This is a genomic window from Pseudomonas sp. Emmai (assembly GCF_055179735.1).
Genome location: NZ_CM143685.1, coordinates 1,383,981 through 1,408,734, shown reverse-complemented (window position 1 = coordinate 1,408,734; position 24,754 = coordinate 1,383,981). Strand labels below are relative to the sequence as shown.

Below are 24,754 nucleotides of genomic sequence, written 5' to 3'. Positions count from 1 at the left end.
AGATTTAATATTTTTCGCTCACACCAGTTTTCAGAAACCATTAAGCGGCTGGAGGCATAACCAATCAAAAAGGGGCCATAAAAATAGCCCCGACCTATTATTAGATAGCTTTTTTCAGCAATCTACTTATCAAAGCAATAACATTAGCCTTGTTGCTCAAATCACTAGGTTTGGTAGCTTTCAACTCACCGGCTATATCTTTGAAATCGCCAAAGACTTTTTTCAGCAAATCCTTTTCATCCAACGAGTGATCATTCTCTAACATCCACTTGACAGCAGCCAGCATAGCAAACGTAATAACTACTGCGATCGCGGCTGCCGCCGCATCAAGAATGAGTGTTGGAGGAAGGAAGGATTTAGCAATCAAGAATGCCGACATACCCAGCGTTTCACCAGCGAATGTCGGCAACAAGGCGAGCGCTGAAGTTTTGTTAAGAACCTCGCCTTTGTATAAATAATTGAGGGAAGTAATAGCTACCACTTGCGTTGCAGTAATGTATGCAGCACTCCCAGGAATGAACGCCTCGCCTGCAACTGCAACAATCGCAGCGCCAATAATTCCGACGGCATAACTCTCCTTGTTTCGAAGATGCCTCGCAAGGAGCAGGGCTTTGCCTTCGGTGTTCAAGAAGACAAAGATCTCTCTCCTCAACTCATCCACACCTCGAATATCCATCGGTGCTGACTCACGCATTTTCGGATCAAACCCTTTGGTGCAGGTTCCGAAAACCTTATCTACGCCCAGTATTTTACACCACTGTTCTTTAACATCTTCATAAGCCGACTCTTGCAAATCATCCCATTCATCAATTTTGTTTAGAACAACGAATACTTTACTTGAGCTTTTTTTAAGATCCTCAAAATTCGCCGCCTGCGAAGCGTCAGCAGAACCCGTGACTACAAAAAGACCAAGATCAATATTTTTTAAGAACTCTACAGTCTCTTCGCTATTCTCTTCACGCACATCATCGAGCCCCGGACAGTCGATGATTAAAACCTGTTCATCAAGCTTATAAGCAGTGACTTTTGTGGTGACGCCCGAGCTAGCACCAACTTTTGCGAGAGGGTCTTTCCGAGTGCAACCAAGAACAGCGTTTAGCAAAGAACTTTTACCGGCGCTAACCTTGCCAACTACAGCAACATTGACATGCTCATCAAAATTCGGTTTACGCTCTTCGTAAACTTTGCTGAACAGATCGTCAAACTCTTCCCTCGATATTCCATCACTCATAACCAACTCCTGAAAATGACAGCTTTAGATTTTGCAGCATGGCACTGTGCCACTTCGATGCAAAAATGGGGATACCTGCATTAATTCAAAGCAAGCCGATGCTCGAACACGTAAGCACCATCGACAACAAACTATAAAAAACTAAAATTTATAGACCGCATCACCTCGTCGTGCATAACGATTAATTCCTGCGGCCTTTGTACATTTAATGCTTGACCACTATTACTGAAACTTACAAGCTGCTGAATAAAACTATCGTCTGACGTAAGAACATCACCGGCCTGTTTATAAACATCAAACTCGCACCTATCCATTATGGCTTTCCGGAAAGACATACCAGCATTAAAGGATTGCTCACCAAGACACTCCTCAATTAATTCGTCTAGTTTTACCATTTCATTCTCTATAGCAAATGTCAACGCCTCGAAATCAGAGATAGCAATAAAAACTATATCATCTAAAGATATAGGGCATTCACCATCACACTGCTTCTTAACTTCCTCCTCTATATCCACCCCTATTAGCTGCTTGATACTGGAAGCAGTTGAAATTCCAAAATCATCATAAGTCACGACAACAGCCTTAAAGTTTCGCCCCCGAAATTCTTCGGTTTGAGAAAGAAACATCGCGCACTTTTCTGCTTGTATAACAGCCTTGATGAAATCTTGGTCCAGCCTCTTTTTTAGCTCTACCGGGTCAGTGTTAACTTTGAGCCAATCCGTTTGCTCAATCGCCTTACTTTCGAGCAAAACAACACTCTCACCATCTATTGCAAAATCAGTGACTTTAGAACCCAGCGAAGGAATATTATTTTTTCGATAAATAGTTTTCAAAGCCTTTTCATCAAAAACCTTTAAAGCTGTCTTTTTTAATAATCCGCCAACATATGCCTCGACATCCAGTCCTAGCTGGGCTTTTGCGTCCTCGACTCTTGCATCCTTGATTGTCTGAATTAAAAGTAATGGAAAGCATGACAGCAAAAGCTTTTCCGAGAATAGATAGATTTTTTTACCTGACACCAAAAAAGGTTTTTTCTTTAAAGGCGTATCATAATAATAATCATCAACCGTTCCAGCACTGCCACTAAATCTGGCGAAAAAAGTTGGCAAATCACTATAACGAACTCCGAAAAAAACGAAAAAATTTACCACTTGATATAATGGTACGACTTTTTGAACACGATATAACAGATCTATGATATTCAGTTCAAAATACCCACTGCCTTTCTTGCCTGTCGCCTGAACTAAAATATTCAGCCAGATAGTGAAATAGCTGGCGACTCCGACACCAGTAATCTCATGGAAAGTTTTTTCGTAAAATTCGTTACCACCTAAAATCTTGCATTGCCTTGCAAGACTTCTCATACACTCCGGTACATCCTTGCGAAGCAGCGACTGCTGATAAATCAACGGTCTGAATCTCAATAATAAATTTGTAGGGTCAGCATCAATAAGATAGTCTTGCAATCTAAACAGTTTATTACAGAGCCTAACAAAATCAGTATCATTCATTTTTAAAACACCTGTGCTTGATGATGAGATTTTAATCATCATAAAAATCAACCACTGGGCATCCTGAATCATAAACGATTTTCCGCCAGAACTATTCTCCATAGCCAAATAGTTCATAGCGAGAGTGAAAACGGAATCACGCGAGTACTTCAAAATACTATTACGAACATCAGAGTATTTATTTGAAAAATTTCTCTTGTTACTTTTCACTTAAAAATCCTTTTTATAAAAACTGAAACTTAACTCACCTTGAAAACCTTAACAAATCAACAAATCAAACAACAAAAAAGACATAAGTCCTTACTAAAAAATTACAAGCCTTAACAAACACACATCAGCTTTCTATTTTTTCTTTCACTGATGGAAATTTAGAAGACGAAAACCTAACAACGAGAATCGAAAGGGCTAAAAGAAGCACCCCGCCACACACGTAAATAATGCCAAGGTCCGGCGCGTTATGGTGCGAAACATCGCTAATCAAAAGCCGAATTAATGCAGTCACGCCGATGTACAGCAAAAATCGCAAGGGCATATGATTTGTTTTAAAATAAATCCCGCTCATTGCTAACAATTCTAAATAAATGAATAGCAATAGAATGTCATCAACGCTGATTTTCTCTTGCCCCAGCATACCTATAAAGGCACTGATAGCGGCCCATACCGTTATAGCCGCAATGCCGAACAGAGCCAGGTAGTGGAAAGCCTCAACCACCAAATTTCCTACCGAATCAGCGCCACTGTGCAAGCTTTTGCGCAGCTTCTCAATCCCACGAGTTTCACTCATAGCTCACACCATCCATCACAGAAAAAAACAGCCTAGCCCGCCTTCAAGCGCGCCAAAGACCAGAAATCATAGGGGTTTCACCCTTTTTTTGCCTATAAGAAAAAATGTTAGATTCAGGTAGGTTCGTCTTGAAGTAAATCCCGACCATCGCGCCCAATTCCAAATAGATGAACAGCAGCAGGATGTCATCGATCTTGATGTGCCCCGCCTCGATCATCTGCAGGAACTCCATCACCGCCGCCCACGCGGTGACCGCACCGATGGCGAACAGCGCCAGGTAGTGGAAGGTCTCGACGAACAGGTTGCCCAGGGACTCGGCCAGTTGATGCACGTTCTGCCGCAGGTTCTCGGCCCAGTTGATTTTCACGATGATTCTTCCTTAGCTCGGTTCGAGCGGATGATGCGGGTTGGACGTGACGGTTGTTCTGCATGCAGAAAAAAGGCCAGGAGTTGTGAGTTGAGATGATGGCCGCATGACATGAGACACGTTGTGGTGTCGCGAAGGGGACAACACGATTCACCTGACAAACGCCAATTTCGGTCTACATTAAAAAGCCACTACCCAAAGCGCAGGGATTCGCTTATCCTTTTCGCTGTATATAGATACAGTAGTCGCAAAGACAACTTAATGTGAAGGCATGTGAGGTGGTGAATGGCCGTCGAAGTGGTATACCGCAGCAGCCGAGATCTGGAGCGCTTGTTCATGGATAAAGCCGAAGCTGACCGTCATGACAAAATGCTCGAACTGGCCGAATTGCTGGCCGAAGTGTTGCAAAAAGCCGTTCCGTCCCTGAGCGAGCAGCAAGTCGAAGAAGCCGGGATCTACATGGCGAAGAACCGCGATGTGTTCGCCAAGGCGTTCAAGAGCCAGCCGGACGCACTGTCTGAACTGCTGAGCGCGCCTGCTGAAGTGGTTGAACCTGTGGCGGTGGTTGAAGACGCCGAGCCGGTGAAACCAGCGAAAGCGGTTAAAGCCGTCAAGTAAGCAAGGCCCGAATTGAATAGGCCCTGAGTCGAATGGCTCAGGGCCTTTTTCATGTCCAAAAATCAAGATCAAAAGATCGCAGCCTTCGGCAGCTCGGGCGTTACCGATACAAAACCTTTTCCGCCAACTCGTCCGCCACCCGCGCCGGCGAACGCTTCTCCGCCTGCGCGTGGGCAAACACTTCGGTCAATCGCGAACTGATTTTCGACAGGTGCGCCGTGATCGTCGCCAACTCCTCGCCCCGATGCTTGAGCGAGACGTAGATCAGGCCCCCGGAATTGATCACATAATCCGGCGCATACAGAATCCCCCGCCGTTCCAGCTGATCGGCAACATCCAGGTGAGTCAGTTGATTGTTCGCCGAACCCGCTACCGCCGAGCAGCGCAGTTGCGTCACGCTATGGCTATTGAGCACACCGCCCAGGCCACATGGCGCGAGGATGTCGCAGGGGGTGCTGAGCAAGGCATCGTTGGCAATCGGATGGGCGCCCAGTTGTTCCATGGCCAGTTGCACCTTGCCGTGGTCGATGTCGCTGACCAGCAGCTCGGCACCGGCCGCGTGCAGTTGCTCGGCCAGGGCGAAACCGACATTGCCCAGGCCCTGGATCGCCACGCGCAAGCCTTCGAGATTGTCGCTGCCCAAACGCGCCATGGCAGTGCTGCGGATACCGGCGAACACGCCCATCGCCGCGTGGGGCGCGGGGTCGCCGGCAGAGGTGGTGCTGGTGACGTGCTGGGTTTGTTGGGCGATGCAATCCATGTCCGCCACCGAGGTGCCGCTGTCGATGGCGGTGATGTAGCGGCCGTCGAGCTGATTGATGCAACGCCCGAAGGCTTCAAACAGCGCCCCACGGTTTTCCACGTGGACCGGGCGAATGATCACCGCCACACCGCCGCCCTGGGCCAGGCCGGCCAGTGCCGCCTTATAACTCATGCCCTGGGCCAGGCGCACCGCGTCCTCGACCGCCGATTCGTCGCTGGGGTAGGCAAGATAACGACAACCGCCCAGGGCGGGCCCCAGGCGGCTGTTATGAATGGCAATCACCGCCTTCAACCCGGTGACCGGGTCTACGCTTAGGTGTAGCGATTCAAGGCGAGTGCTTTGCATGAGAGCGAACATCGTTGGGCTCCCGAATCACTTCTGGTAGTCGCCAGTATAGGCTTGCGCCTGAAAATTGCTGAAGCGCACCGGAATAAGCCGCGCGTCTTTAAGGGCTTTGCGACATAACCTGCAGGCGCCTGTGTGCAGGACTGGACGAAAGCCGGTGGCGGGGCTAAAACGAGGCATTCCATGGAGATTCAGATGACCCCGCGCCAACGCTTCTTCGACTGCCTGCAACGTTCACCGCCCGCCCTGTTCGAGGCGGCGCTGTGGATTGCGGCCGAACACGATGCCCAGATGAAGCTCGAAGCGGTGCTGGCGGACTTCATGGAACTGCAACAACGGGTCAGTTCAGGCCTGCCGATGCTGCCGGTGAGCGAATTGGCCCAGCCGTTATTGCGGCGCATGAATGACCTGGGGTTTGCCCAGGACGACTTCACTCCACTGCGTCCGCAAGTGGCATTGGTCCATAAGGTCCTGGAACGTCGCCGTGGCCAGCCGCTGGCCCTGGGGCTGATTGCACTGGAATTGGCCAGAAGGCTGGAGATTCCCCTGGTGGGGGTGAATTTTCCCGGGCATTTCCTGCTACGGGTGCAGGGCGCCGATCACCTGCTCGACCCCTGTGGCGGGCGCCGACTGTACCCCAACGATTGCCGCGATCTGCTGCAGCGTCAGTACGGTCCCAACCTCAAACTCAGCGCCGAGCATTTGCTGACGGCCGACCCGGTGCACATGCTCCAGCGGCTGTCGCGCAACTTGCGCCAGTTGCACCTCACCAACGACGACTACATCGGCGCCCTGGTGGACGCCGAGCGAGTGCTGGAACTGGGCAACGGCAGCGCCTCCGATTACCTGGCCCGGGCCAGTCTCTACCAACGGCTCGACTGCCCGAATGCCGAGCGCTTCGACCTGGAGCATGCGCTGTTGCTCAGTGATGACCCGATCCAGCGGATTCGCCTGACCGAGCGCCTCGGGCACCTGCCCCCAAACTCAGTCGTTCACTGAACCCCTGTAGGAGCGAGGCTTGCCCGCGAAAGCGGTGGGTCAGCCAACATCAATGTTGGATGTCCCGCCGTCTTCGCGGGCAAGCCTCGCTCCTACAGGGGGTGGTGTTGTTTCCTGGGGCGAACGCACCTGAATGATGAACAACGCCGCAATCACCGCCGGTATCGCGCAGAAGAAGAAAATCTGCTGCACCGGGATGTGCATCGCCAGCAGCATGCTGCCAAACAATGGCCCGAGGATCGAACCGAAACGCCCCACGCCCAGCGCCCAACCGGTGCCGGTGGCGCGCACGTGCGCCGGGTAGAAGTTACTGGCGAAGGCATTGAGGGTCAGTTGCCCGCCGATGATGCAGAACCCGGCGGCGATCACGCTGGCTACCAGATAACGCGGGTTGTCGTGATTGAGGCCGAGCAGAATCGTGCACAGCGCCGCCGCCGTCAGCACACCCGCCAGCAGTCGCACCTTGCTTTTGAGGCGGTCGGCGAACCAGGCCATGCAGATCGCGCCGACGGTGCCGGCGAACAGAAACATTGAGGTCACCAGGTTGGCTTGATTGAGTTTCAAGCCGCTTTCCAGCAACAGCGTCGGCAACCAGCTGATCATGAAATACAGCAGGATCAGGCTGACGAAAAAGGTCGCCCAGATCAGCAAGGTCGGCCGCGCATAACCGTTGCGGAACAACTCCAGCACCGTCAGTTTGCTGCCCTGTTCCTGCTCGTTTTGCGCCATCGAGGCGGCGGGTGGTTGCCAGTCAGGGAGCATCCGCGCCGTGACGTTGCGCAAGCGCGCATAAGGTGGTGCATCGCGCAGCAGGCGCGGCAAGGACTCAGGCAGAAACCAGGCCAGGAACGGGAACAGCAGCAAAGGCGTGATGCCACCAGCGAGGAACACCGCTTGCCAGCCGAAGCTGTCGATAAAACCCGCCGCGACAAACCCGCCCGCCGCCCCGCCGAACGAAAAGCCGCAAGCGGCCAGCGTCACCATCAAGGTGCGCAGGCGTGGCGGCGAATATTCCGACATCAATGCCATGGCGCTGGGCATCGCCCCGCCCATGCCGATCCCGCAGATAAATCGCGCGGCCATCAGGGTATTCAGGGAGTTTGCGAACACCATCAGCACCGTGAGGGTGGCGTAGATCAGCACACAGCCGAGCAGAATCCGCCGTACGCCGAAGCGATCCGCCAGAGGTGTCACCGCCAGTGAACCCAGGGTCAGGCCCAACAGGTTGGCGCTGAACACCGGGCCGAACGCGGCTTTTTCCAGGCCCCAATCCTGGGCCAGGGCCGGCACGACGTAGCCGAGGACTTGCGCGTCATAGCCGTCGGTGACCAGCAGCAATGCCAGCAGCAAAAGGAGTAACCACTGATAACGGGACACAGGACGGGCGTCGAGTGCCGCCCGGAAGCTGGCAATCTGGTTGTGCATCGCGAGGTACCTGTTTTGTTTTTATGTTTGTGAACGATCGTTCCCACGCTCCGCGTGGGAACGCATCCCGTGACGCTCCGCGTCACAGTGGACGCGGAGCGTCCATGGCGGCATTCCCACACGGAGCGTGGGAACGATCAGCTTACTGCGGGGTGTCGGGCTGGTTCGCCGGGTGGGCCTTCATAAAGGCCGGATGCGTCGCCGCCAACGCTGCAACCCGGCGAATCCGCGGATACGCCTCCAGCGAAATATTGAAGCGCTGCGCCGCATACAACTGCGGGATCAGGTACACATCCGCCAACCCCGGCTGATCACCGAAGCAGTAACCGGCATCACCGATCAACTGCTCCACCGTCGCCAACCCCTGGCTGATCCAGTGCCCGATCCACTCCACCACTTGCGGTTCATCGTGGCCCGACTGACGCAGCTTGTTCAGCACGCTGACGTTGTGCAGCGGGTGCACATCGCAGCCGATCACCGCCGCCACGCCACGTTCGCGGGCGCGTGCGACGAGGTCTTTGGACAGCAGTGGCACCTGTGGATAACGTTCCTCCAGGTACTCGATGATGGCGGGCGACTGGATCAGCAGATCACCATCGTCGGTGCGCAAGGCCGGCACCCGACCTTGCGGGTTGATCGCCAGGTACGGCGGCTGCCGGTGCTCGCCACCGGGTGGCGCGATCAGGTTGATCGGCAGGGCCTGGTAGTCCAGGCCCTTCAACGCCAGCGCGATGCGCACGCGGTACGACGAGGTCGAACGGTAGTAGGTATAGAGTTCCATGACCCGATCCCCTTAACGCGCCGGCACGACTTTGCCACGGCATTCGCCGAAGCCGATGGAGGCAAAACCCTCGCGGCTGCAACGGGCGCGCAGGATGATTTCGTCGCCGTCCTCCAGGAACTTGCGCACTTCGCCCGACGCCAGTTCGATCGGCTTTTTACCGCCCTCGGTGATTTCCAGCAGGCTGCCGAACTGACCATTTTCCGGCCCCGACAAAGTGCCCGACCCGAACAAATCACCGGCCTGCAATTGGCAGCCGTTGACGCTGTGGTGCGCGACCATTTGCGCCACGGTCCAGTACATGTGTTTGGTGTTGCTCAGGGTCAGGCGATGGGCCGGCAGGTTTTGCTCGCGCATGGTTTCGGTGAGCAGCAACACTTCCAGCTCGATATCGAAAGCACCGCCCTCCTGATCGCGTTTGTCGGTGAGGTACGGCAGTGGCAGCGGATCACCTTCCGGGCGTGCCGGTTGGGCGCGGCGGAATGGCTCCAGCGCTTCGGCGGTGACGACCCACGGCGAGATGCTGGTGATAAAACTCTTCGACAGGAACGGCCCCAGCGGCTGGTATTCCCAGGCCTGGATGTCTCGCGCCGACCAGTCGTTGAGCAGGCAGAAACCAGCGATGTGATCTGCCGCATCGCCGATGGCAATCGAGTCGCCCATGTCGTTGCCCTGGCCGATCCAGATCCCCAGCTCCAGTTCGTAATCCAGGCGTGCGCACGGACCGAACGTTGGCTCGGTCTGGCCGGCCGGCAGGGTCTGGCCCTTTGGACGACGCACGTCGGTGCCGGACGGGCGAATGGTCGAGGCGCGGCCGTGGTAGCCGATCGGCACGTATTTGTAGTTCGGCAGCAACGGGTTGTCGGGGCGGAACAGTTTGCCGACGTTTTGCGCGTGCTCGATGCCGACGTAGAAGTCGGTGTAGTCGTTGATTTTCGCCGGCAGGTGCATCACGCAATCGGCGGCCAGAGGCAGCAGTTTTTTGCCCTGGGCTTCGATCTTGCCATGCAGCGTACTGCCTTCGCTGAACAGCTCCATCAAGCGTTCGCGCAGGGCCACCCGGGCTTCGCGACCGAGTTCGAAGAAGGCATTGAGCTGACCGCCACGGGTCGCTTCGACCGCTGTGCGCGCCGCGCCGTCAAACAGGCCGGCGTCCAGCGCTGCTTCCAGATCGAAAATATGCTCGCCGATAGCGACGCCACTGCGCGGTGCCGAGCCGTTCACGCTGAACACACCCAGCGGCAGGTTTTGCAGCGGGAAATCCGCATGGCCGTTGGCGGAGGCAACCCAGCTACGAGGGGTGGAAGTCTGAGTCATGGGTTATCTCCGGGTCGGGTCGAAAGTGACGGGCAGCGTGGCCCAGCAGGCATCGTAGTTGGATTGCAGTTGCGGGCATTCGAGGGCGAACTGGCTCGGGCGCAGCACCTGGCTGGTCTCGAACATGAAGGCCATGGTGTTGTCGATTTTCGCCGGGGCCAGTTCGGCGTTGATCGCTTTGGTGCAGCTCTCGCCGTCTGGGCCGTGGGCGCTCATGCAGCTATGCAGCGACGCGCCGCCGGGCACGAAGCCTTCAGCCTTGGCGTCGTATTCGCCCTTGATCAGGCCCATGAATTCGTTCATCAGGTTGCGGTGGAACCACGGTGGACGGAAGGTGTTCTCGGCCACCATCCAGCGCGGCGGGAAGATCACGAAATCCAGATTCGCCAGACCGTGGACGCTGGTTGGCGACGTCAGGACGGTGAAAATCGATGGATCCGGGTGATCGAAACTCACGGTGCCGATGGTGTTGAAACGGCGCAGATCATATTTGTACGGCACGTTATTGCCGTGCCAGGCCACCACGTTCAGCGGCGAGTGATCGAGCTCGCAGCCCCACAACTGGCCGAGGAATTTCTGCACCAGCGTGGTCGGTTGTCGCAGGTCTTCGTAATGGGCCACCGGAGTCAGGAAGTCCCGTGGGTTGGCCAGGCCGTTGCTGCCGATTGGCCCCAGGTCCGGCAGGCGCAATGGCGCGCCGTGGTTTTCGGCGATGTAGCCCCGGGCTTGGGGGTCGAGCAGCTCGACGCGGAATTTCAGACCGCGGGGCAACACGGCGATTTCCAGGGGTTCGAGTTCCAGCACGCCCAGTTCAGTGGCGATGCGCAAGCGGCCCTGTTCCGGCACCAGCAGCAGTTCACCGTCGGCATTGAAGAACACGCGCTCCATGGAACGGTTGGCGCGGTAGCTGTAGATGCTGATCCCGGACGGTTTTTCCGCGCCGGAGTTAGCGGCCATGCTCACCAGGCCGTCGATGAAATCGGTGGGCTCGCTCGGGATGTCCAGCGGATTCCAGCGTAGGCGATTGGGGGTTACTTCACCCAAAGGGCCACCGGCCAGTTGCCGCTCAAGTTTGACGAATGCCGGGTGATTGGCCGATGGCTGAATGCGGTACATCCAGGTGCGCCGGGCTTCGCTGCGGACCATGGTGAACGCAGTGCCGGAGAACAGCTCGGTGTAGAGGCCGTACGGGACTTTTTGCGGGGAATTGCGGCCGACAGGCAAGGCACCGGGCAGTGCTTCGCTGCTGAATTCGTTGCCGAAGCCTGACTGATAAGCCAGCGCTGGCGCGGTTGAATCGGGGTTCATGGAGCCTCCTGAACAGGGAGTTGGCAATGGCCTGTCGCTCTGTTGCAGAGGTCTCGGCACGCCTGGGTTGTTTTTATCGTAATCGAATTACGCATAACGTAATTTGATTGGTATTGACCGTCAAGCTATAAAGACGCCCATTCGTCCCGGGATTCAGACCGCCTCCATGGAAAAGCCGCGCACCAACGATAAACAGAAAGTCCGCTCGGCCGAGGTCGGCACCGACATTCTCAAGGCCCTGGCCGAACTGTCGCCCTCGACCTCATTGTCGCGCCTGGCCGAACACGTGCAGATGCCCGCGAGCAAGGTTCATCGCTATTTGCAGGCGCTGATCGCCAGTGGCTTTGCCGAGCAGAACACCACCACCAACCACTATGGCCTGGGCCGTGAAGCCCTGCGTGTGGGCCTCGCTGCACTCAACAGTATGGACGTGCTGAAAGTCGCCGCCCTGCCCCTGGCCGAGTTGCGCGACGATCTGAATGAAACCTGCTTTCTGGCGGTATGGGGCAATCAAGGCGCAACCGTGGTGCACATCGAACCGGCGGTGCGCGCGGTGACGGTGGTGACGCAATTGGGTTCGGTATTGCCGTTGCTCAGTTCTTCGACGGGGCTGGTGTTCAGTGCCTTCCTGCCGGATCGGGAAACCGTTGAATTGCGCGAACTGGAAATCCAGGCCAGCGAAGCCCATGCCCTGACTGATGAGCAGGTGTACGCGGCATTGCGCGAACAGATCCGCGAACGCGGCTTGCACCATGTTCACGGACTGTTGATGCCGGGCGTGGATGCGTTGTCGGCGCCGGTGTTCAACGCGGTCGGCAATGTCGCCGCCGTGCTGACCATCGTCGGCCCGACGTCGTTGTTCCACGCCGATGAAGACGGCCCGGCGGCGCAGCGCTTGCTGGCGGCGACCCGGGCCGTGAGTTGGCGGATGGGGTATGAATCCTAGGCGTCAGCGTACCCAGGCTTTACTGTGCGACTCGGTTTTTAAGGTGTCCTGGACAATTTCCAGCAGCACTTCGTGTGGCACCTTAAGACCTGCGGCCTTCGACACCAGATCAGCCAGGGTCTTCGCATCACCCGCGAGATCAATCAAGGTTTTCTGCAGGCTGGAGACGGCCGGCTTGCCCAGTTCCTTGTACTTGCCATAACCCAGCGTGGCCAGTTCGATCAGTGCAGTCTTCACCCGATCGGCAGCCTTTGCCCTGTCTCGGTAGTGATACGCCTCAATGCCCTCAATCACATTTTTGGTGATTTGCACCGCGCTGACGGCGAGACCAACCGGCGGGATCGCCAGACTGAGGACTTGTGCCGCCAGCATCACCGTGTCGTAGGTCACCTTGGCAATAATCTCTGCAAGGCTGGTGGTTACCGCATCCACATCGTCAATGACCCGCCGGATCATTTGCTCGTAAGACCCGGAAAAGTCGCGCACACGGCTGCCCACCTCGAGATCCGGCGCCTTGACGGTGCTCTTGGAAGCGAGCAGCGCATCGAAATATTCACCGGCGAAAGTGCGATTCAGGTAGTGAACCCGGTCAATGTAGTACTGGCGCAGATCATTGATGCGGACAGAAGTGTCGAAATTCTCCAGCGGACGGAACCAGATTCCATCCGGCGCTTGCGGGGTGTACAGGTAGTCTTTCACTTCGCGCCCTTTCATGAAGCGAAACACATAGACACCTTCCACGGGCCGGCGGCGACCGAGGTGGAACTGATAAACACTGTTTTGGTTGACCGGCATGTCGCCTATGACCGGCGCGCCGTTGATATCTGGTGTACGCAGTGACGCAATGGCTTGTTTGAAGTCGTGGAAGACTTCACGGGAAATCCGCCCCTGAAAGTAAGAAGACAACGCGGCTCGATTCATTTCGGCCTGTTGGCGCTCGAAGTGCACGTCACGCCGGAATGTGTAGGCCGGATCGCCGGGATTCAAATAAACCGAATGCAGCATCTCGATGTATTTTTCGCCGGGGCGCAACGTCCGGGACCAACCGGCCAGGTCGAGAATATTGAGTTTATTTATCGAAGGATGATCTGCCCCGACGCGGAACCTGGGGTAACTATCGACTGGCAGACGATCATTCTCCACGGCGTAGAACGCTTTCTCTCGGGTAATCACCGAGGTGAGTGACATTTTCTCCTGTGGTCCGAACTCGATATTGATCAGATCAGGATTGACGGTGACGACTTCGCCACGCTCTTTCAGTACGCCCTCCACCCGCTCCTTGATGAGGGAGTAGGCGAACTTCTCGTAGGATACAAGTGCGGCCTCGCGTCCTTCAACGGTATACAACGCTTTGAGTTGTGTATTCAGGCTGGCAAATTCCTGACGTTCATCAAACGATGCCGTTCGATAATTAGGCGGCGCCAATTCAATACTTTCAAATCGGTCCCATCCTACTTGCCCGGAGACTACACCCGCTAATGGCGGCTCGCGCAGCGACTGTGCAACATCCACAAACCTCACCGATTCAAGTGTCCAGGCTCGAACATTCCGACTAAGTTCGCGAAGAAAATGACCAAAGCTCAACTGATATCGACTGCCTACTTGTTGAGATAGAAAGTCCGGATGCCTGACCGTCAAGTTATGAATATGCGCTCTTGCTTCGTCACTATTGGCGACCCGATGCCAAACACCACCGTCGGGATCGCCCGGCGTAAAGTACACGCCCTGACCCTCGGGCTGGCTTCGCTCGCTGATGAGGAAGAGATTTCGCAGTGGAGCACCGGTGCCTTGTAAAACAACACCGCGGACTAACATCGATGGATCACCCTGCAGCAACCTTTTCAGCCAGTCCTCGCTTATTGCATTGTCCGGGCGCTCAAACCGATCGCAAAACGCAGTGAACTCCATCTGCCGAGCCAGGTATTCCTGAGAGGCGTCATGCACAGCCTGCGACGGTTCGTTAATAAGCATTTGCGCATAATCAGAGCGGATGTCCACTTGGGACAGCCAGTTCTCCAGCGAAAAATACGAGATCGCGGAAGACGTCTGCCCTTCGAACGAAAGCGTGATCCGGTCTTTGTCTTGCTGACCAAAAATCGCATAGTCGGTTAACGAGCGACGATCTTCCTGAATCACTTCCCGATTACCCAACTTATATCGATAACGTGTTCTGATAATGCAGAGATCCGGATCAATCGACGTATGGGTTGCACTGCGCAGCCATTCCAGCGCGCGGAGTCGAGCGTATGCCCTGAGCGAAGCGCGGGGGCCCATGACTTTTTTCAGTGCAGCTTCAGCTTCCAGCATCGCCGTTTGAAGAATGTCAAAGCGGCGCATCGTATGTTCGCCAAAGTTTTCGCGCCAATAAGAAAGTATGGAACTGCGATCTTCTACTGTCTTGATATCCACTTCTACTCACCTTGTGTTATTCGGAAAGCCTGATGACTCCCCTTTCAACAACAAAGCTAATCAGCACACCGTAAAAATAACAGCGCCGACCCATTGCCACTTATGTAGTGCAATCGGCCTGATTACAGAATACAAACTTTGCAAATGATACAACCTCAACCAAAACAAACTGACATTACAGGCTTCATAAAACAATATTCAGATCAATAACCCCAGCCCCTTGGCCTTGGCGACTGCCTGGGTTCTACGCTCCACTCCCAACTTCCCGTGAATGCGCCGCGCATGGGTTTTAACCGTATGTAACGAGATGAACAATTGTTCTGCAATCTGTTGATTGGAATTCCCTCGAGCAATCAACTCCAGCACTTCAAGTTCTCGCTGACTTAGCGGGTGATCAGCCTTGCAGTGTGCCACCGACAAGTGCTCCTCATGATTGACCAGTTGCTTGATCTGTTCTGGCAAGCGCGAGCAGATATCTCGCCTCGCTTGCTGAAAATGGCAGCGGTCAACCCGCTCTTGAGCCTCGCGCCAAGATTCACGGGCGCCCGTTTCATCACCAATAAGCCATGAGACTTCAGCCAGGGCGAATAACAGTTCGGTCTCCAGATTCACCGAGCCACTACGCCGAGCGTGCTCCAGCAGCCGGTTCAGTTGCAGGATCGGATCCGGGCAGCGATGCAAATACACCTGCGCCAACACCAACAGGTATTCAATACGCGCAATCAACTCCAGCGTCGCTGGCGGCGCCTGCCGGGCATTCGGTCCGCAGTAATGACGCAACACCCGGCTCAGCGCCTCTCGGGCCAATTCCGGCCGTCCTTGTTGCAACCAGAATTGGCTGCTCACCTGCAACAACACGCCGCGATACACCGTGTCGGGAATCTGCCGCTGCTGCATCAGGCGTTCGGCGTCGCGCAAGCGGATAAAGGCCTGGGCGTAGTCCCCTTGATTCGCCGCCAGTTGCGCCTGCCCAAGGAAGCCGTACAACACGCGCTTGTCCTGGCTGCGCAAGCAATCGTACAGCCCCGAATCAAAGAAGCCGGCCGCTCGCTCATCCAATCCCTGACTCAGGGCCAGGCGACCTCGGCGCAGGGCGATACGCCCCAATAACGGCGTGGCCGGATCGGGCTGCTGACTCAACAGTTCATGGATGTTGGCCAGCAGGCTTTCGGCGCGCTCGGCCGCGCCGCGCTGTTCCAGCAACTGCGCGTGATCGAGTTCCAGCAAGCCTTCAAACAGCAACGAATCCTGCGCCCGCGCCAGGCACAACGCTTCGCGATTAAGGGCCTGGGCGACCTCCAGCTCGGCGTTGAGCAAGGCTTGCTGGGTCAGCCCGGACAGGCACAACAAACGCACGGGCCAGGCATTGGCGCCCAGCGCTTGCAACGCGTCGAGAAAATGCTCGCGCGCCGGTGCCATGCGCCCCTGAAGATGCAACAACCAGCCCATCTGGGCCTGCCAGCGCGCCAACAATTGACGCTGTTGTATCGCCGTCGGCTGCGGGGCAAAACGCTCCAATTGCGCAATGCAATTGGCCGCCTGCTCGAAGCGACCGGCGAACAGCAACGCCGCCGTAACCAACCCGACCAAATGCGGCGTACCGAGCATTAGCTCATCGCCCTGCTGCTCATGCAGGCGCAGCAACAACACCACATTCTGGCCAAGGAACACGTGCTCAAGACTGAAGTGCTGCAACAGGCTGACCGCCACTTCGAAGGCTTCGGCGAGCAACGCCTGTTCGAACGCCGCTTGCCAGTCCTCCTCGGCACAAAACCACTGACAGGCACGACGATGCCAGGAACGTCCGGCCGGCCAAGGTTCGTCGCGCATTAACTGGCGTAACGGCGCGAACACTTGCAGCCAGTCCGGCGAATCCTGCCAGGCTTCGATAAAACAACCGCGCACTTGCAGTGCCTGCATCCAGCGCGCGCCCTCCCCGGCTCCGAACAGGTGCTCGCACAGGCTGGCATTGAAACGCGGCAGATGGGCCAGCACCCGCCAGGCTTCGGCCAGTTCGGCGGGCAGGCTGGCGAACAGTTCGTGCTGCAAATAATCGAGCAGGGTCGAGCGGCCGGGGGAATGATGATCCCGCGCCCACTGGCAACTATCGAGCAAGGCAATGCGCACGGCGGCGCACCAGCCACCGCTGCGCTGGAAAATCCGGCGGGCGGCTTTGGCGGCCACGGGTGCCTCGACATGTCGCAGCAGGTGCTCGATCTCGGCCAGGGTGAACGCGAGTGTCCCCCCTTCGGATTCATGCAACTCGTCATCCAGCAACAGGCGCGGCCAGTTGCAGTGCGGCCGCCGCCGACCGCTCAGCCACCAGGTAATCAAGGGATTGCTGACGGCCAGGAGCTGATCGAGCAGGCCATCCAGTTCGGGCGCCGGCACGCGGCAGTAATCGTCGAGAAACAACCAGATGGGGGTCTGCACCCGGGCCAGGTACGCCAGCACGGTGGACTCCTGCGCCGAGGGCAACTCCAGGACCTCGGCCAGGCGCTGACAGAAATCGTCTCGGCTCAACACCGCACCGCTCAACGCCAGCCACACCACCCGACACGATGGTGGTGCCTGCAACAAACACTCGGCCAGCAGCGCGCTCTTGCCACTCCCGGCAGGGGCACACAGCAGTTTTACCCGGGCTGGCGACGTCAGCAACGGTTCGCTCAACCGAGCCCTGGGCAGGTGATGGGACGACAGGCGAGGAAGGAATCCAGGACGATCCAGACACGGGGTCATGGCGGTCATTGCGGCGTGCCTTTTTATAGTTGTGCCGCAACCCTAGCCCTGTGCAACGCACTTGTTGAGAAGTATTCAGAACGCTGATTGCCCCTCATAAAGCACGCGACCCACCAGTCACGCACAACCCTGCAGGAGCGAAGCTTGCTCGCGAAGGCGTCAGCACATCCAACGATGATGCTGGCTGACGGAACGCCTTCCCCCCGTAGGAGCGAGGCTTGCTCGCGAAGGCGTCAGCACATCCAACGATGATGCTGGCTGACGGAACGCCTTCCCCCGTAGGAGCGAGGCTTGCCCGCGAAGGCGTCAGCACATCCAACGATGATGCTGGCTGACGGAACGCCTTCCCCCGTAGGAGCGAGGCTTGCCCGCGAAGGCGTCAGTACATCCAACGATGATGCTGGCTGACGGAACGCCTTCCCCCGTAGGAGCGAGGCTTGCCCGCGAAGGCGTCAGTACATCCAACGATGATGCTGGCTGACGGAACGCCTTCCCCCGTAGGAGCGAGGCTTGCCCGCGAAGGCGTCGTGTCAGCCAACATCATCGTTGGATGGGCAGCCGCTTTCGCGAGCAAGCTTCGGTCCTACAGGGGATTGGGGGGTTCCTTAGCGAACGCCCTCCGCACGCAGCGCCGATGGCGTGTAGTCCGCCGCCTTGGCCTCGAAGCCGAATTCAAAGCTGTGCTTCTCTTCGTTCTTCATGCCCAGGGCAATGTAGCGCCCGGCGATGATGTCGTAGAGCGCTTCGAGGGTGTAGGCCTGGGCCTGGTGATCGTAGTAGTACTGGGCGTGACCTTCGGCCACGCGCCACAGTTGACCGCGACCGTCGTAGTGATCCACCAGCGCCACTTGCCAGCTGTCTTCGTCGATGTACATGTGGCGCTTGGCGTAGATGTGCCGCTCGCTCGGCTTGACCGTGCCGACCACTTCCCACACCCGGTGCAGCTCATAGCGGGTCAGGTCCTGGTTGATGTGCCCGGCCTTGATGATGTCGTCGTACTTGAGGCTCGGCGAATCGAGTTTGTAGCTGTTGTACGGGATGTACATTTCCTTCTTGCCGATCAGTTTCCAGTCGTAGCGATCCGGTGCACCGGAGAACATGTCGAAGTTGTCGGAAGTGCGCAGGCCATCGGCGGCAGTACCCGGCCCGTCATACGCCACTTGCGGCGCACGCCTTACGCGGCGCTGGCCGGCGTTGTAAATCCACGCCAGGCGCGGTTCCTTCACCTGATCGAGCGTCTCGTGCACCAGCAGCACGTTACCGGCCAGACGCGCGGGGGCGGTGACGGATTGCTTGAAGAAGGTCAGCACGTTGGCGGCTTTTTCCGGGTCCAGGTCCTTCATCAATTGCGGCACGGCAATCTCTTCTTCGAAGCGGATCGGCGTGTAGCTGCCATTCGTTTGCGGTGTCACCTGGGTGATGATGCGCCGCAGGTTGCCGCCGTGGTAACGGGTGATGTGGTTCCACAACACCTCCACGCCGTTCTTCGGAATCGGGAACGCGTAGTAGCGATTGCCGGTGAAATTGGCCAGGCCGTTACCGTCGTTGATGCTGGTCACGTTCAGCGCGCTGCGCTTGGCCGACTCGTAGATTTCCGGCGGCACGGCCACGGTGCGGTGGGTCGGGTAGACCGGGATCTTGTAGGTTTCCGGGTAGCGCTTGAACATCGCCACCTGGCCTTCGGAGAGTTTGTCCTTGTACTTGTCGACGGTGGCCGGGGTGATCACGAACAGCGGTTTTTCGTTGGCGAACGGGTCAGCCAGAAAGCCCTTGCTGTCCACCGCCCCGGCGTTTTTCGGGATGCCGCCGGTCCAGGCCGGGATCGAGCCGTCGGCGTTGCCGGCCTTCTCCGCGCCCAGTGGCGTGAGCGTGGTGCCGAGTTTTTCGGCCTCTTGCGGCGACACCGCCGCCATCACGTTGGCAGCCAGCAGGCTCAGGGCCAGGGCGCCGCATTGCAGAATCATTTTGCGCATCTAAATCATCCTTCTCAGCCAGATCAGAAGTTCACGCCGAAGCTCAGCGCCAGGAAGTCGCGGTCGGTCAGGGTGTTGTAGTCCCCGCCAAAAAAGTCGGTGTAACTCAGGCTCGCGGTATAGGTGTTGCGGTAGTCCGCATCGACGCCGACGCTAATCGCCTTGGCGCCTTCGTTGAACAGGCCGTTGGGGCCGTAGCCGCTGACGTCATGGGACCAGGACAGGTTGGGCTTGAGGTTGATCCCGCCGATCACGTTGGCGTAGTCGAGGATCGCCCGGGCGCGATAGCCCCAGGAGGTCGAGGTGACGAAGCCGTCGGTGTCGCCACCGAAACCGTATTGGCCGTAGACCGAATCGCGGCCATAACGCAGCTTGGTCCGCGACTCCAGGCCACCGACCCGCACCACTGCCGCTTCACCGACCAGGGTCAAGCGCTCGGCGCCCCACACCTGGTCGACGAAGTGCGTGAGGGTGCTCTGGATCTGGGTCACTTCCTTGCGCCGGTAGCCTTTGTTGTCAGCGCCAGGCGAGGTGGCAATCGGCGAAGCGACACCGCCGGCAATCGGGTTGAGCAAGGCCAGGGTCAAGTCGTTGGTGTTGACCTGCACCGGGGCGTTGGGCCGGTAGCTGATCTCGCCGGTCCACGCGGTGCCGGTAGGCAAGGTGGTGGAGAAACTCGCGCCGTACAGGCGGATGTCTTCCGGGTATTCGAGGTAATACTGGCCGCGACCGAGCATCACGCTTTGCGCCAGCCCCGAACCGCTGCCCGGCGCCAGTCGGTTGGCAATGCCAATCATGCCCGGCAGGCTGGCCAGGGTCGATGCACCGGCCGTCACCGTGCCGACGGTTGGCGTGCGGCTGTGGTAGTTCATGAAGTACAGACCGTACTCGGTATCGTCACCGAGCCAGCGCAACGCCGTGCCCCACTGCCCCGAATCCCGCGCATCGCGGTCGCCGCCACGGGGTACGATCACGCCTTCGCGGGTGACCTGGATCGGCTGGCCAAAGGCCGATGCCAGCGGCGCCAACGGCGCAATCGCCGGGCTGCCGACGCTGTAGTTGTTGTTGCAACCGTCCGCCGCCACGTCGACACCGAAGTAGGTGCCGCAGTTGTCGAGAACGGTCTGGTCCCATTCCAGTTGATAGAAACCTTCGACGGTCAGTTGATCGGTCAGACCCTGGGAGCCGAACAGCATGTTCACCGGGATCAAGCCTTCCTTGATCTCCGCACCGGGACGACGAAATGCGGACACGTCGATCGGGTTGATGCTGTTGATCGAGTTACCGATGAAGGTACTTTCACCCCAGCTCACGACCTGCTTGCCGGCGCGCACGGTGCCCGGCAAATCGCCAATGGAATAGTTGTGATAGACGAAGGCATCGAGGATCTGCGCCCCGGAGGATTTGGCGCCTTCCTTGCGGCCGCTGTCGCTGATCTGCTTGAACTCGCGGTCCTCGTCCTTGAGCTCAAAGTCGTACCAGTACTTGCCACGCACGAACACGCCGGTGTCGCCGTATTTGAGCTCCAGGTCGTGGATGCCCTTGACGATCTTGGAGAAGGTTTCGCCCTTCTTGAAGTTCAGCCGCCCGTCATCACCAGTGGAGGACTGGCCGGTGCCACCGTTGACCGTACCGACCAACGACTTGTCCGCATCGCGCATGCCCCAGCTCGCGCCGACGGAGAGCGACGAATCGAACGTGCCCTCGATTTCTCCGATGTTGAATGCAACGGCGTGCGCCTGGGCGCAGCAACCCAAGGCCACCGCAGCGGCGAGCGCCTGCGGTGTGAAGATGGCGCGCATTGTTGTTTTTGTCATGCGTCTTCCCCGGTGAGTGACAGAAGGCCCCACCCTACTGCCGCACGCCAGGAGCGATAAGCGCACCAAGGAGGTATTCGCGCTGTACCTCCAAAGGATGAATGCCCGCATGGCGCGGGGTTTTGCGCGAGGTATGGACGGGCTGGATGGCGGGTTATCAGGGGAATGGATGGACGCATTGGCGAGGTGCAGGCGACTGTTACATGCCCCGTAACAGTGCATGTCTGGAATCGCTATTTTTCCTTTGCCTTCAAACCCTTACTCTTGCCGGGCTTTCACGGGCAACCGCCGCAAAGCACGACGCGAAGACGTGTGTTGAACCCCAGGTCTCTCGCGCAAGATTTCAGATGAGTTGAAGTGTTTCGAGTCATCGCCCCGTGTTCACTGACGTTGATTTATTGCTCCTTGATCTACGTCTTACTTCGGCCGCTGCGTTTGCAGCGGCCTTTTTTATGGGCGATGGTTTTTCAGCGGGGATGGGGTGAAGGGATCAGCAGGGCTCAGGCAAGCCCTGCCGGATGGCGCTGATCAGAGGGCGTACTTCTGCAAATTCCCCATCATCTCCTTCAACGCTTCAATGTTGTCCTTCGGATGCGCCGCGCCTTCGAAATCACAAATCTGCTGCCAATGCGCCGCCACGTCTTCCGGCGAAAAACCCACACGCGGATCAAACCCGGCACCGAGGCTGCGCTCCCAACGGACCTTGCCCATCCAGCCGCCACCCACTTCAAACAACCCCGACGTTTCCTGGCAATGCTCACTGGCCAAATACACCACCAGCGGGCTGACCAGTTCCGGCTTGAGTTGTTCGAACACCTGCGGCGGGATCAGGCCTTCGGTCATGCGCGTGCCGCCGGTGGGGGCGATGGCGTTGACCAGGATGTTGTTCTTGCGGCCTTCGATGGCCAGGGTGCGGGTCAGGCCGTAGAGCCCGAGTTTGGCCATGCCGTAGTTGGACTGGCCGAAGTTGCCGTAGATGCCGGAGGTCGAGGCCGTGAAGATCACGCGGCCGTAGTTTTGCTCGCGCATATGCGGCCATGCCGCGCGGGTGACTTTATAGGCGCCTTCGACGTGGACGCGGTAAACCAGGTCCCAGTCGGCGTCGTCCATTTTGTGGAAGGTCTTGTCCCGCAGGATCCCGGCGTTGTTGACCACGACATCGACACGGCCGAAGACGTCGAGGGCGTTTTGTACGAGTTTGTCGCCGTCGGTGACGGAGTCGTGGTTGGCCTCGGCCGTGCCGCCGGCCTCGCGGATTTCGGCGACCACACGGTCCGCCGCCGACGCGTTGGCACCTTCTCCCTGAGCCGTGCCGCCGAGATCGTTGACCAACACTTTCGCGCCCTGTTTGGCGAACAGCAACGCATGCGCCCGCCCGAGACCGCCGCCAGCGCCAGTGATGATCACGACTTTATCTTCGAAGCGCACAGACTCATTCATGGGGGACTCCAGCAGGCCTAAGGGACGATGACCTCGAGTGTCAGGCACGGGGCGGCGGGTCACAATCAAGACGAGGTGGCTGAATGGTGTGCGATAAGGCTGGGGGATGATGAAGTGAATGCTGCGAAACCTGTAGGAGCAAAGCTTGCTCGCGAAAGCGTCGTGTCAGCCAACATCATCGTTGGATGTGCCGCCGTCTTCGCGAGCAAGCTTTGCTCCTACAGGGATTGGGGTCAGGAACACGCCCGCTTGAGCGGCGCCGACACCTGCCGATCCCGAAACTCAAGGTAGTGCTTGAGCACCTGCCCCGGCGCTTCAGTCTGCGGGTAGTGACCAATGCCCGGCAGCAGCACCGTATCAGGGTTGGGGATCAGCTCCCGATAACGCTCGACCATGTGCGCGCCGGAGATCGGATCGACCTCGCCATCAATCACCCGCAACGGCACTTCGCCGCGCTGCATGGCGCTGACCCAGCGATCACGCTGCACCCGTCGCTCCGGGATATAACCGATCAATTTATGCATGATCCGCGGCCCGCGATTGCTGTCGATCAGGCTCCAGAAATCATCCATTTCGCTTTCCGTGGGCCAGGTCTGGGGACCGAAGATCTGGCGGAAACTTTTCACCAGTGCGTCACGGGTAAAGGCACGACCGATCATCCAGCCCAATGGGCTGAGCAGGAGTTTCTGCGTCAGCAACGGGCGATGGGTTTCGGGAAACAAGCCCCCGTTGAGGAACACGCAACTGGCGATATTTACCTGCGCCTCATGGTGCCGGGCCAGCAACTCCTGGGCCACGCTGTCGCCGTAATCGTGGGCCAGCAGGTGCACCGGCTGCTCGATTTCCAGATGCGCCAACAAGGCCTGTTGCAAATCGGCTTGCTCCAGCAGGCTGTATTCGTGGTTCACCGGTTTGGCGGAGTCGCCGAAGCCGAGCATGTCGCAAGCGATCACTCGATAGCGCTGGGTAAGCGGCTGCCAGAGGTAATGCCAGTCCCAACTGGCGGTTGGAAAACCGTGGATCAGCAGGAGCGGCTCGCCCTGCCCGGCCGTCCAGTAACGGATGGCCTGGCCACGGAATACGAACGTCTGGCCGCGCTTGCGCCAGACACACAGCGGGATCTCGGCGAGTGGCATCAGAGTTTATAACCCGGGTCTTGTTTATCGAGTTTGCGCAGCAGCGCCGGCCAGGCCAGCGCGCCACCCATCCCTTGTGCGCTTTTGGTGACGCCGGCGATCATCGCCTTGGCGCCCGCCAGAATCTGCGGTTCGATGGCGATCAGCTCGGCGCCGCCGTTCTGCGCCAGCACCTGGATATCGCAGGCGCGCTGGAAGGTGAACATCATCAAAAAGGTGTCGGCGATGGTGCTGCCACAGGTCAGCAGCCCGTGGTTGTGCAGCATCAGGAAATTGTTTTCACCGAGGTCGGCTTGCAGCCGCGCTTTCTCTTCGTGGTTCAGCGCCACCCCTTCGTAGGCGTGATACGCCAGGCTCGAGAGCACGAACAACGACTGCTGGCTGATCGGCAGGATGCCCTGCTTCTGCGCCGACACTGCTACGCCGGCAGCGGTGTGGGTATGCAGCACGCAGACCACGTCGTGACGCACTTCATGCACGGCGCTGTGGATGGTGTAGCCCGCCGGATTGATCTCGTAAGGGCTGTCCATCAGCTTGTTGCCGGCCTGATCGACCTTGACCAGGCTCGATGCGGTGATCTCGTGGAACATCAGCCCGAACGGGTTGATCAGAAAGTCTTCGGTGCCGGGCACCTTGGCCGAAATATGGGTGAAGATCAGATCATCCCAGCCATGGGAGGCGACCAGGCGATAACAGGCGGCGAGGTCGACGCGGGTCTGCCACTCGGCGGCACTGACCTGGTCTTTGACACTGTAGGGCGATTGGACGGGGGCAACACTCACGGCAAGAACCTCCTGGTTTTTATTATTTTGCTCACGTGTCAGCAGTCTAGTCAGCCCTCGGGG

The 24,754-nt window shown here is 57.7% G+C and carries 17 protein-coding genes and 2 pseudogenes; 3 read left to right on the top strand and 16 right to left on the bottom strand.

All coding sequences use genetic code 11. From position 1 onward, the window contains the following. Positions 1–100 precede the first annotated feature (100 nt). From ACY4LX_RS06195 to ACY4LX_RS06180, 4 genes and pseudogenes are all read right to left on the bottom strand, one after another. The gene (locus tag ACY4LX_RS06195; protein WP_463259437.1) at positions 101–1,231 is read right to left on the bottom strand and encodes a GTPase; all 1,131 of its coding nucleotides are present in this window, start codon (positions 1,229–1,231) and stop codon (positions 101–103) included. A gap of 131 nt (positions 1,232–1,362) precedes the next feature. Next, positions 1,363–2,952, bottom strand: a complete 1,590-nt coding sequence (locus ACY4LX_RS06190) for a hypothetical protein (RefSeq protein ID WP_463259436.1) — start codon at positions 2,950–2,952, stop codon at positions 1,363–1,365. Between the two features lie 124 nt (positions 2,953–3,076). After that, the gene (locus tag ACY4LX_RS06185; RefSeq protein WP_463259435.1) at positions 3,077–3,526 is read right to left on the bottom strand and encodes a phosphate-starvation-inducible protein PsiE; all 450 of its coding nucleotides are present in this window, start codon (positions 3,524–3,526) and stop codon (positions 3,077–3,079) included. A gap of 121 nt (positions 3,527–3,647) precedes the next feature. After that, positions 3,648–3,893 (bottom strand): annotated as a pseudogene (locus ACY4LX_RS06180) (phosphate-starvation-inducible PsiE family protein); the annotation flags it as partial. Between the two features lie 285 nt (positions 3,894–4,178). On the opposite strand from ACY4LX_RS06180, the pseudogene ACY4LX_RS06175 reads away from it, so the two are divergent. Continuing rightward, positions 4,179–4,433, top strand: a pseudogene (locus ACY4LX_RS06175) (YebG family protein); the annotation flags it as partial. A gap of 178 nt (positions 4,434–4,611) precedes the next feature. On the opposite strand, the gene ACY4LX_RS06170 reads toward ACY4LX_RS06175, so the two are convergent. Further along, complete coding sequence (locus ACY4LX_RS06170) at positions 4,612–5,631, bottom strand: Glu/Leu/Phe/Val dehydrogenase family protein (protein WP_133838598.1); 1,020 nt, start codon at positions 5,629–5,631, stop codon at positions 4,612–4,614. 183 nt (positions 5,632–5,814) lie between these two features. Here ACY4LX_RS06170 and ACY4LX_RS06165 point away from each other — a divergent pair, with 183 nt between their 5' ends. Next, the gene (locus ACY4LX_RS06165; RefSeq protein WP_149657740.1) at positions 5,815–6,618 is read left to right on the top strand and encodes a SirB1 family protein; all 804 of its coding nucleotides are present in this window, start codon (positions 5,815–5,817) and stop codon (positions 6,616–6,618) included. 39 nt (positions 6,619–6,657) lie between these two features. On the opposite strand, the gene ACY4LX_RS06160 is transcribed toward ACY4LX_RS06165, so the two are convergent. From ACY4LX_RS06160 to hmgA, 4 genes are all read right to left on the bottom strand, one after another. Continuing rightward, a complete protein-coding gene (locus tag ACY4LX_RS06160) occupies positions 6,658–8,043 on the bottom strand; it encodes an MFS transporter (protein WP_463259434.1) in 1,386 nt (461 codons plus the stop codon). 142 nt (positions 8,044–8,185) lie between these two features. Beyond that, the gene (gene maiA, locus ACY4LX_RS06155) at positions 8,186–8,824 is read right to left on the bottom strand and encodes a maleylacetoacetate isomerase (protein ID WP_149657535.1); all 639 of its coding nucleotides are present in this window, start codon (positions 8,822–8,824) and stop codon (positions 8,186–8,188) included. A 12-nt stretch (positions 8,825–8,836) separates the two neighbouring features. After that, positions 8,837–10,141 (bottom strand): fumarylacetoacetase, encoded by a 1,305-nt coding sequence (gene fahA, locus ACY4LX_RS06150; RefSeq protein WP_463259433.1) that lies wholly within the window; start codon positions 10,139–10,141, stop codon positions 8,837–8,839. A gap of 3 nt (positions 10,142–10,144) precedes the next feature. After that, positions 10,145–11,449, bottom strand: coding sequence for a homogentisate 1,2-dioxygenase (gene hmgA, locus ACY4LX_RS06145; RefSeq protein ID WP_463259432.1), 1,305 nt, complete (start codon positions 11,447–11,449; stop codon positions 10,145–10,147). 166 nt (positions 11,450–11,615) lie between these two features. Here hmgA and ACY4LX_RS06140 point away from each other — a divergent pair, with 166 nt between their 5' ends. Further along, on the top strand, positions 11,616–12,395 hold the full coding sequence (locus ACY4LX_RS06140) for an IclR family transcriptional regulator (RefSeq protein ID WP_463259431.1): 780 nt from the start codon (positions 11,616–11,618) through the stop codon (positions 12,393–12,395). Positions 12,396–12,398: 3 nt separating this feature from the next. Here ACY4LX_RS06140 and ACY4LX_RS06135 read toward each other — a convergent pair whose 3' ends face one another. The 7 genes from ACY4LX_RS06135 to ACY4LX_RS06105 all read right to left on the bottom strand — a co-directional run bounded on the left by ACY4LX_RS06135 (position 12,399) and on the right by ACY4LX_RS06105 (position 24,691). Continuing rightward, entirely contained in the window at positions 12,399–14,804 is a 2,406-nt protein-coding gene (locus tag ACY4LX_RS06135) for a dermonecrotic toxin domain-containing protein (protein ID WP_463259430.1), read from the bottom strand. 198 nt (positions 14,805–15,002) lie between these two features. Then, on the bottom strand, positions 15,003–17,552 hold the full coding sequence (locus tag ACY4LX_RS06130) for a helix-turn-helix transcriptional regulator (RefSeq protein ID WP_149657540.1): 2,550 nt from the start codon (positions 17,550–17,552) through the stop codon (positions 15,003–15,005). Positions 17,553–18,148: 596 nt separating this feature from the next. Then, entirely contained in the window at positions 18,149–19,516 is a 1,368-nt protein-coding gene (locus ACY4LX_RS06125) for a DUF1329 domain-containing protein (protein WP_149657541.1), read from the bottom strand. A 23-nt stretch (positions 19,517–19,539) separates the two neighbouring features. Next, positions 19,540–21,333, bottom strand: coding sequence for a DUF1302 domain-containing protein (locus ACY4LX_RS06120; protein ID WP_149657542.1), 1,794 nt, complete (start codon positions 21,331–21,333; stop codon positions 19,540–19,542). 528 nt (positions 21,334–21,861) lie between these two features. Then, the gene (locus ACY4LX_RS06115) at positions 21,862–22,773 is read right to left on the bottom strand and encodes an SDR family oxidoreductase (protein WP_149657544.1); all 912 of its coding nucleotides are present in this window, start codon (positions 22,771–22,773) and stop codon (positions 21,862–21,864) included. 233 nt (positions 22,774–23,006) lie between these two features. After that, on the bottom strand, positions 23,007–23,909 hold the full coding sequence (locus ACY4LX_RS06110) for an alpha/beta fold hydrolase (protein WP_149657545.1): 903 nt from the start codon (positions 23,907–23,909) through the stop codon (positions 23,007–23,009). Continuing rightward, positions 23,909–24,691, bottom strand: a complete 783-nt coding sequence (locus ACY4LX_RS06105; RefSeq protein ID WP_463259429.1) for a class II aldolase/adducin family protein — start codon at positions 24,689–24,691, stop codon at positions 23,909–23,911. Before ACY4LX_RS06105 ends, ACY4LX_RS06110 begins: the two co-directional genes overlap by 1 nt. Between the last annotated feature and the right edge of the window lie 63 nt (positions 24,692–24,754).

Excerpts from the sequence above, each read along its gene's own strand:
- hmgA (WP_463259432.1), bottom strand. The coding sequence starts at position 11,449 with ATGAACCCCGATTCAACCGCGCCAGCGCTGGCTTATCAGTCAGGCTTC.
- ACY4LX_RS06170 (WP_133838598.1), bottom strand. The coding sequence starts at position 5,631 with ATGTTCGCTCTCATGCAAAGCACTCGCCTTGAATCGCTACACCTAAGC.
- ACY4LX_RS06110 (WP_149657545.1), bottom strand. The coding sequence starts at position 23,909 with ATGCCACTCGCCGAGATCCCGCTGTGTGTCTGGCGCAAGCGCGGCCAG.
- ACY4LX_RS06165 (WP_149657740.1), top strand. The coding sequence starts at position 5,815 with ATGACCCCGCGCCAACGCTTCTTCGACTGCCTGCAACGTTCACCGCCC.
- ACY4LX_RS06195 (WP_463259437.1), bottom strand. The coding sequence starts at position 1,231 with ATGAGTGATGGAATATCGAGGGAAGAGTTTGACGATCTGTTCAGCAAA.
- ACY4LX_RS06185 (WP_463259435.1), bottom strand. The coding sequence starts at position 3,526 with ATGAGTGAAACTCGTGGGATTGAGAAGCTGCGCAAAAGCTTGCACAGT.
- ACY4LX_RS06125 (WP_149657541.1), bottom strand. The coding sequence starts at position 19,516 with ATGCGCAAAATGATTCTGCAATGCGGCGCCCTGGCCCTGAGCCTGCTG.
- maiA (WP_149657535.1), bottom strand. The coding sequence starts at position 8,824 with ATGGAACTCTATACCTACTACCGTTCGACCTCGTCGTACCGCGTGCGC.
- ACY4LX_RS06120 (WP_149657542.1), bottom strand. The coding sequence starts at position 21,333 with ATGACAAAAACAACAATGCGCGCCATCTTCACACCGCAGGCGCTCGCC.
- fahA (WP_463259433.1), bottom strand. The coding sequence starts at position 10,141 with ATGACTCAGACTTCCACCCCTCGTAGCTGGGTTGCCTCCGCCAACGGC.
- ACY4LX_RS06140 (WP_463259431.1), top strand. The coding sequence starts at position 11,616 with ATGGAAAAGCCGCGCACCAACGATAAACAGAAAGTCCGCTCGGCCGAG.
- ACY4LX_RS06130 (WP_149657540.1), bottom strand. The coding sequence starts at position 17,552 with ATGACCGCCATGACCCCGTGTCTGGATCGTCCTGGATTCCTTCCTCGC.
- ACY4LX_RS06115 (WP_149657544.1), bottom strand. The coding sequence starts at position 22,773 with ATGAATGAGTCTGTGCGCTTCGAAGATAAAGTCGTGATCATCACTGGC.
- ACY4LX_RS06160 (WP_463259434.1), bottom strand. The coding sequence starts at position 8,043 with ATGCACAACCAGATTGCCAGCTTCCGGGCGGCACTCGACGCCCGTCCT.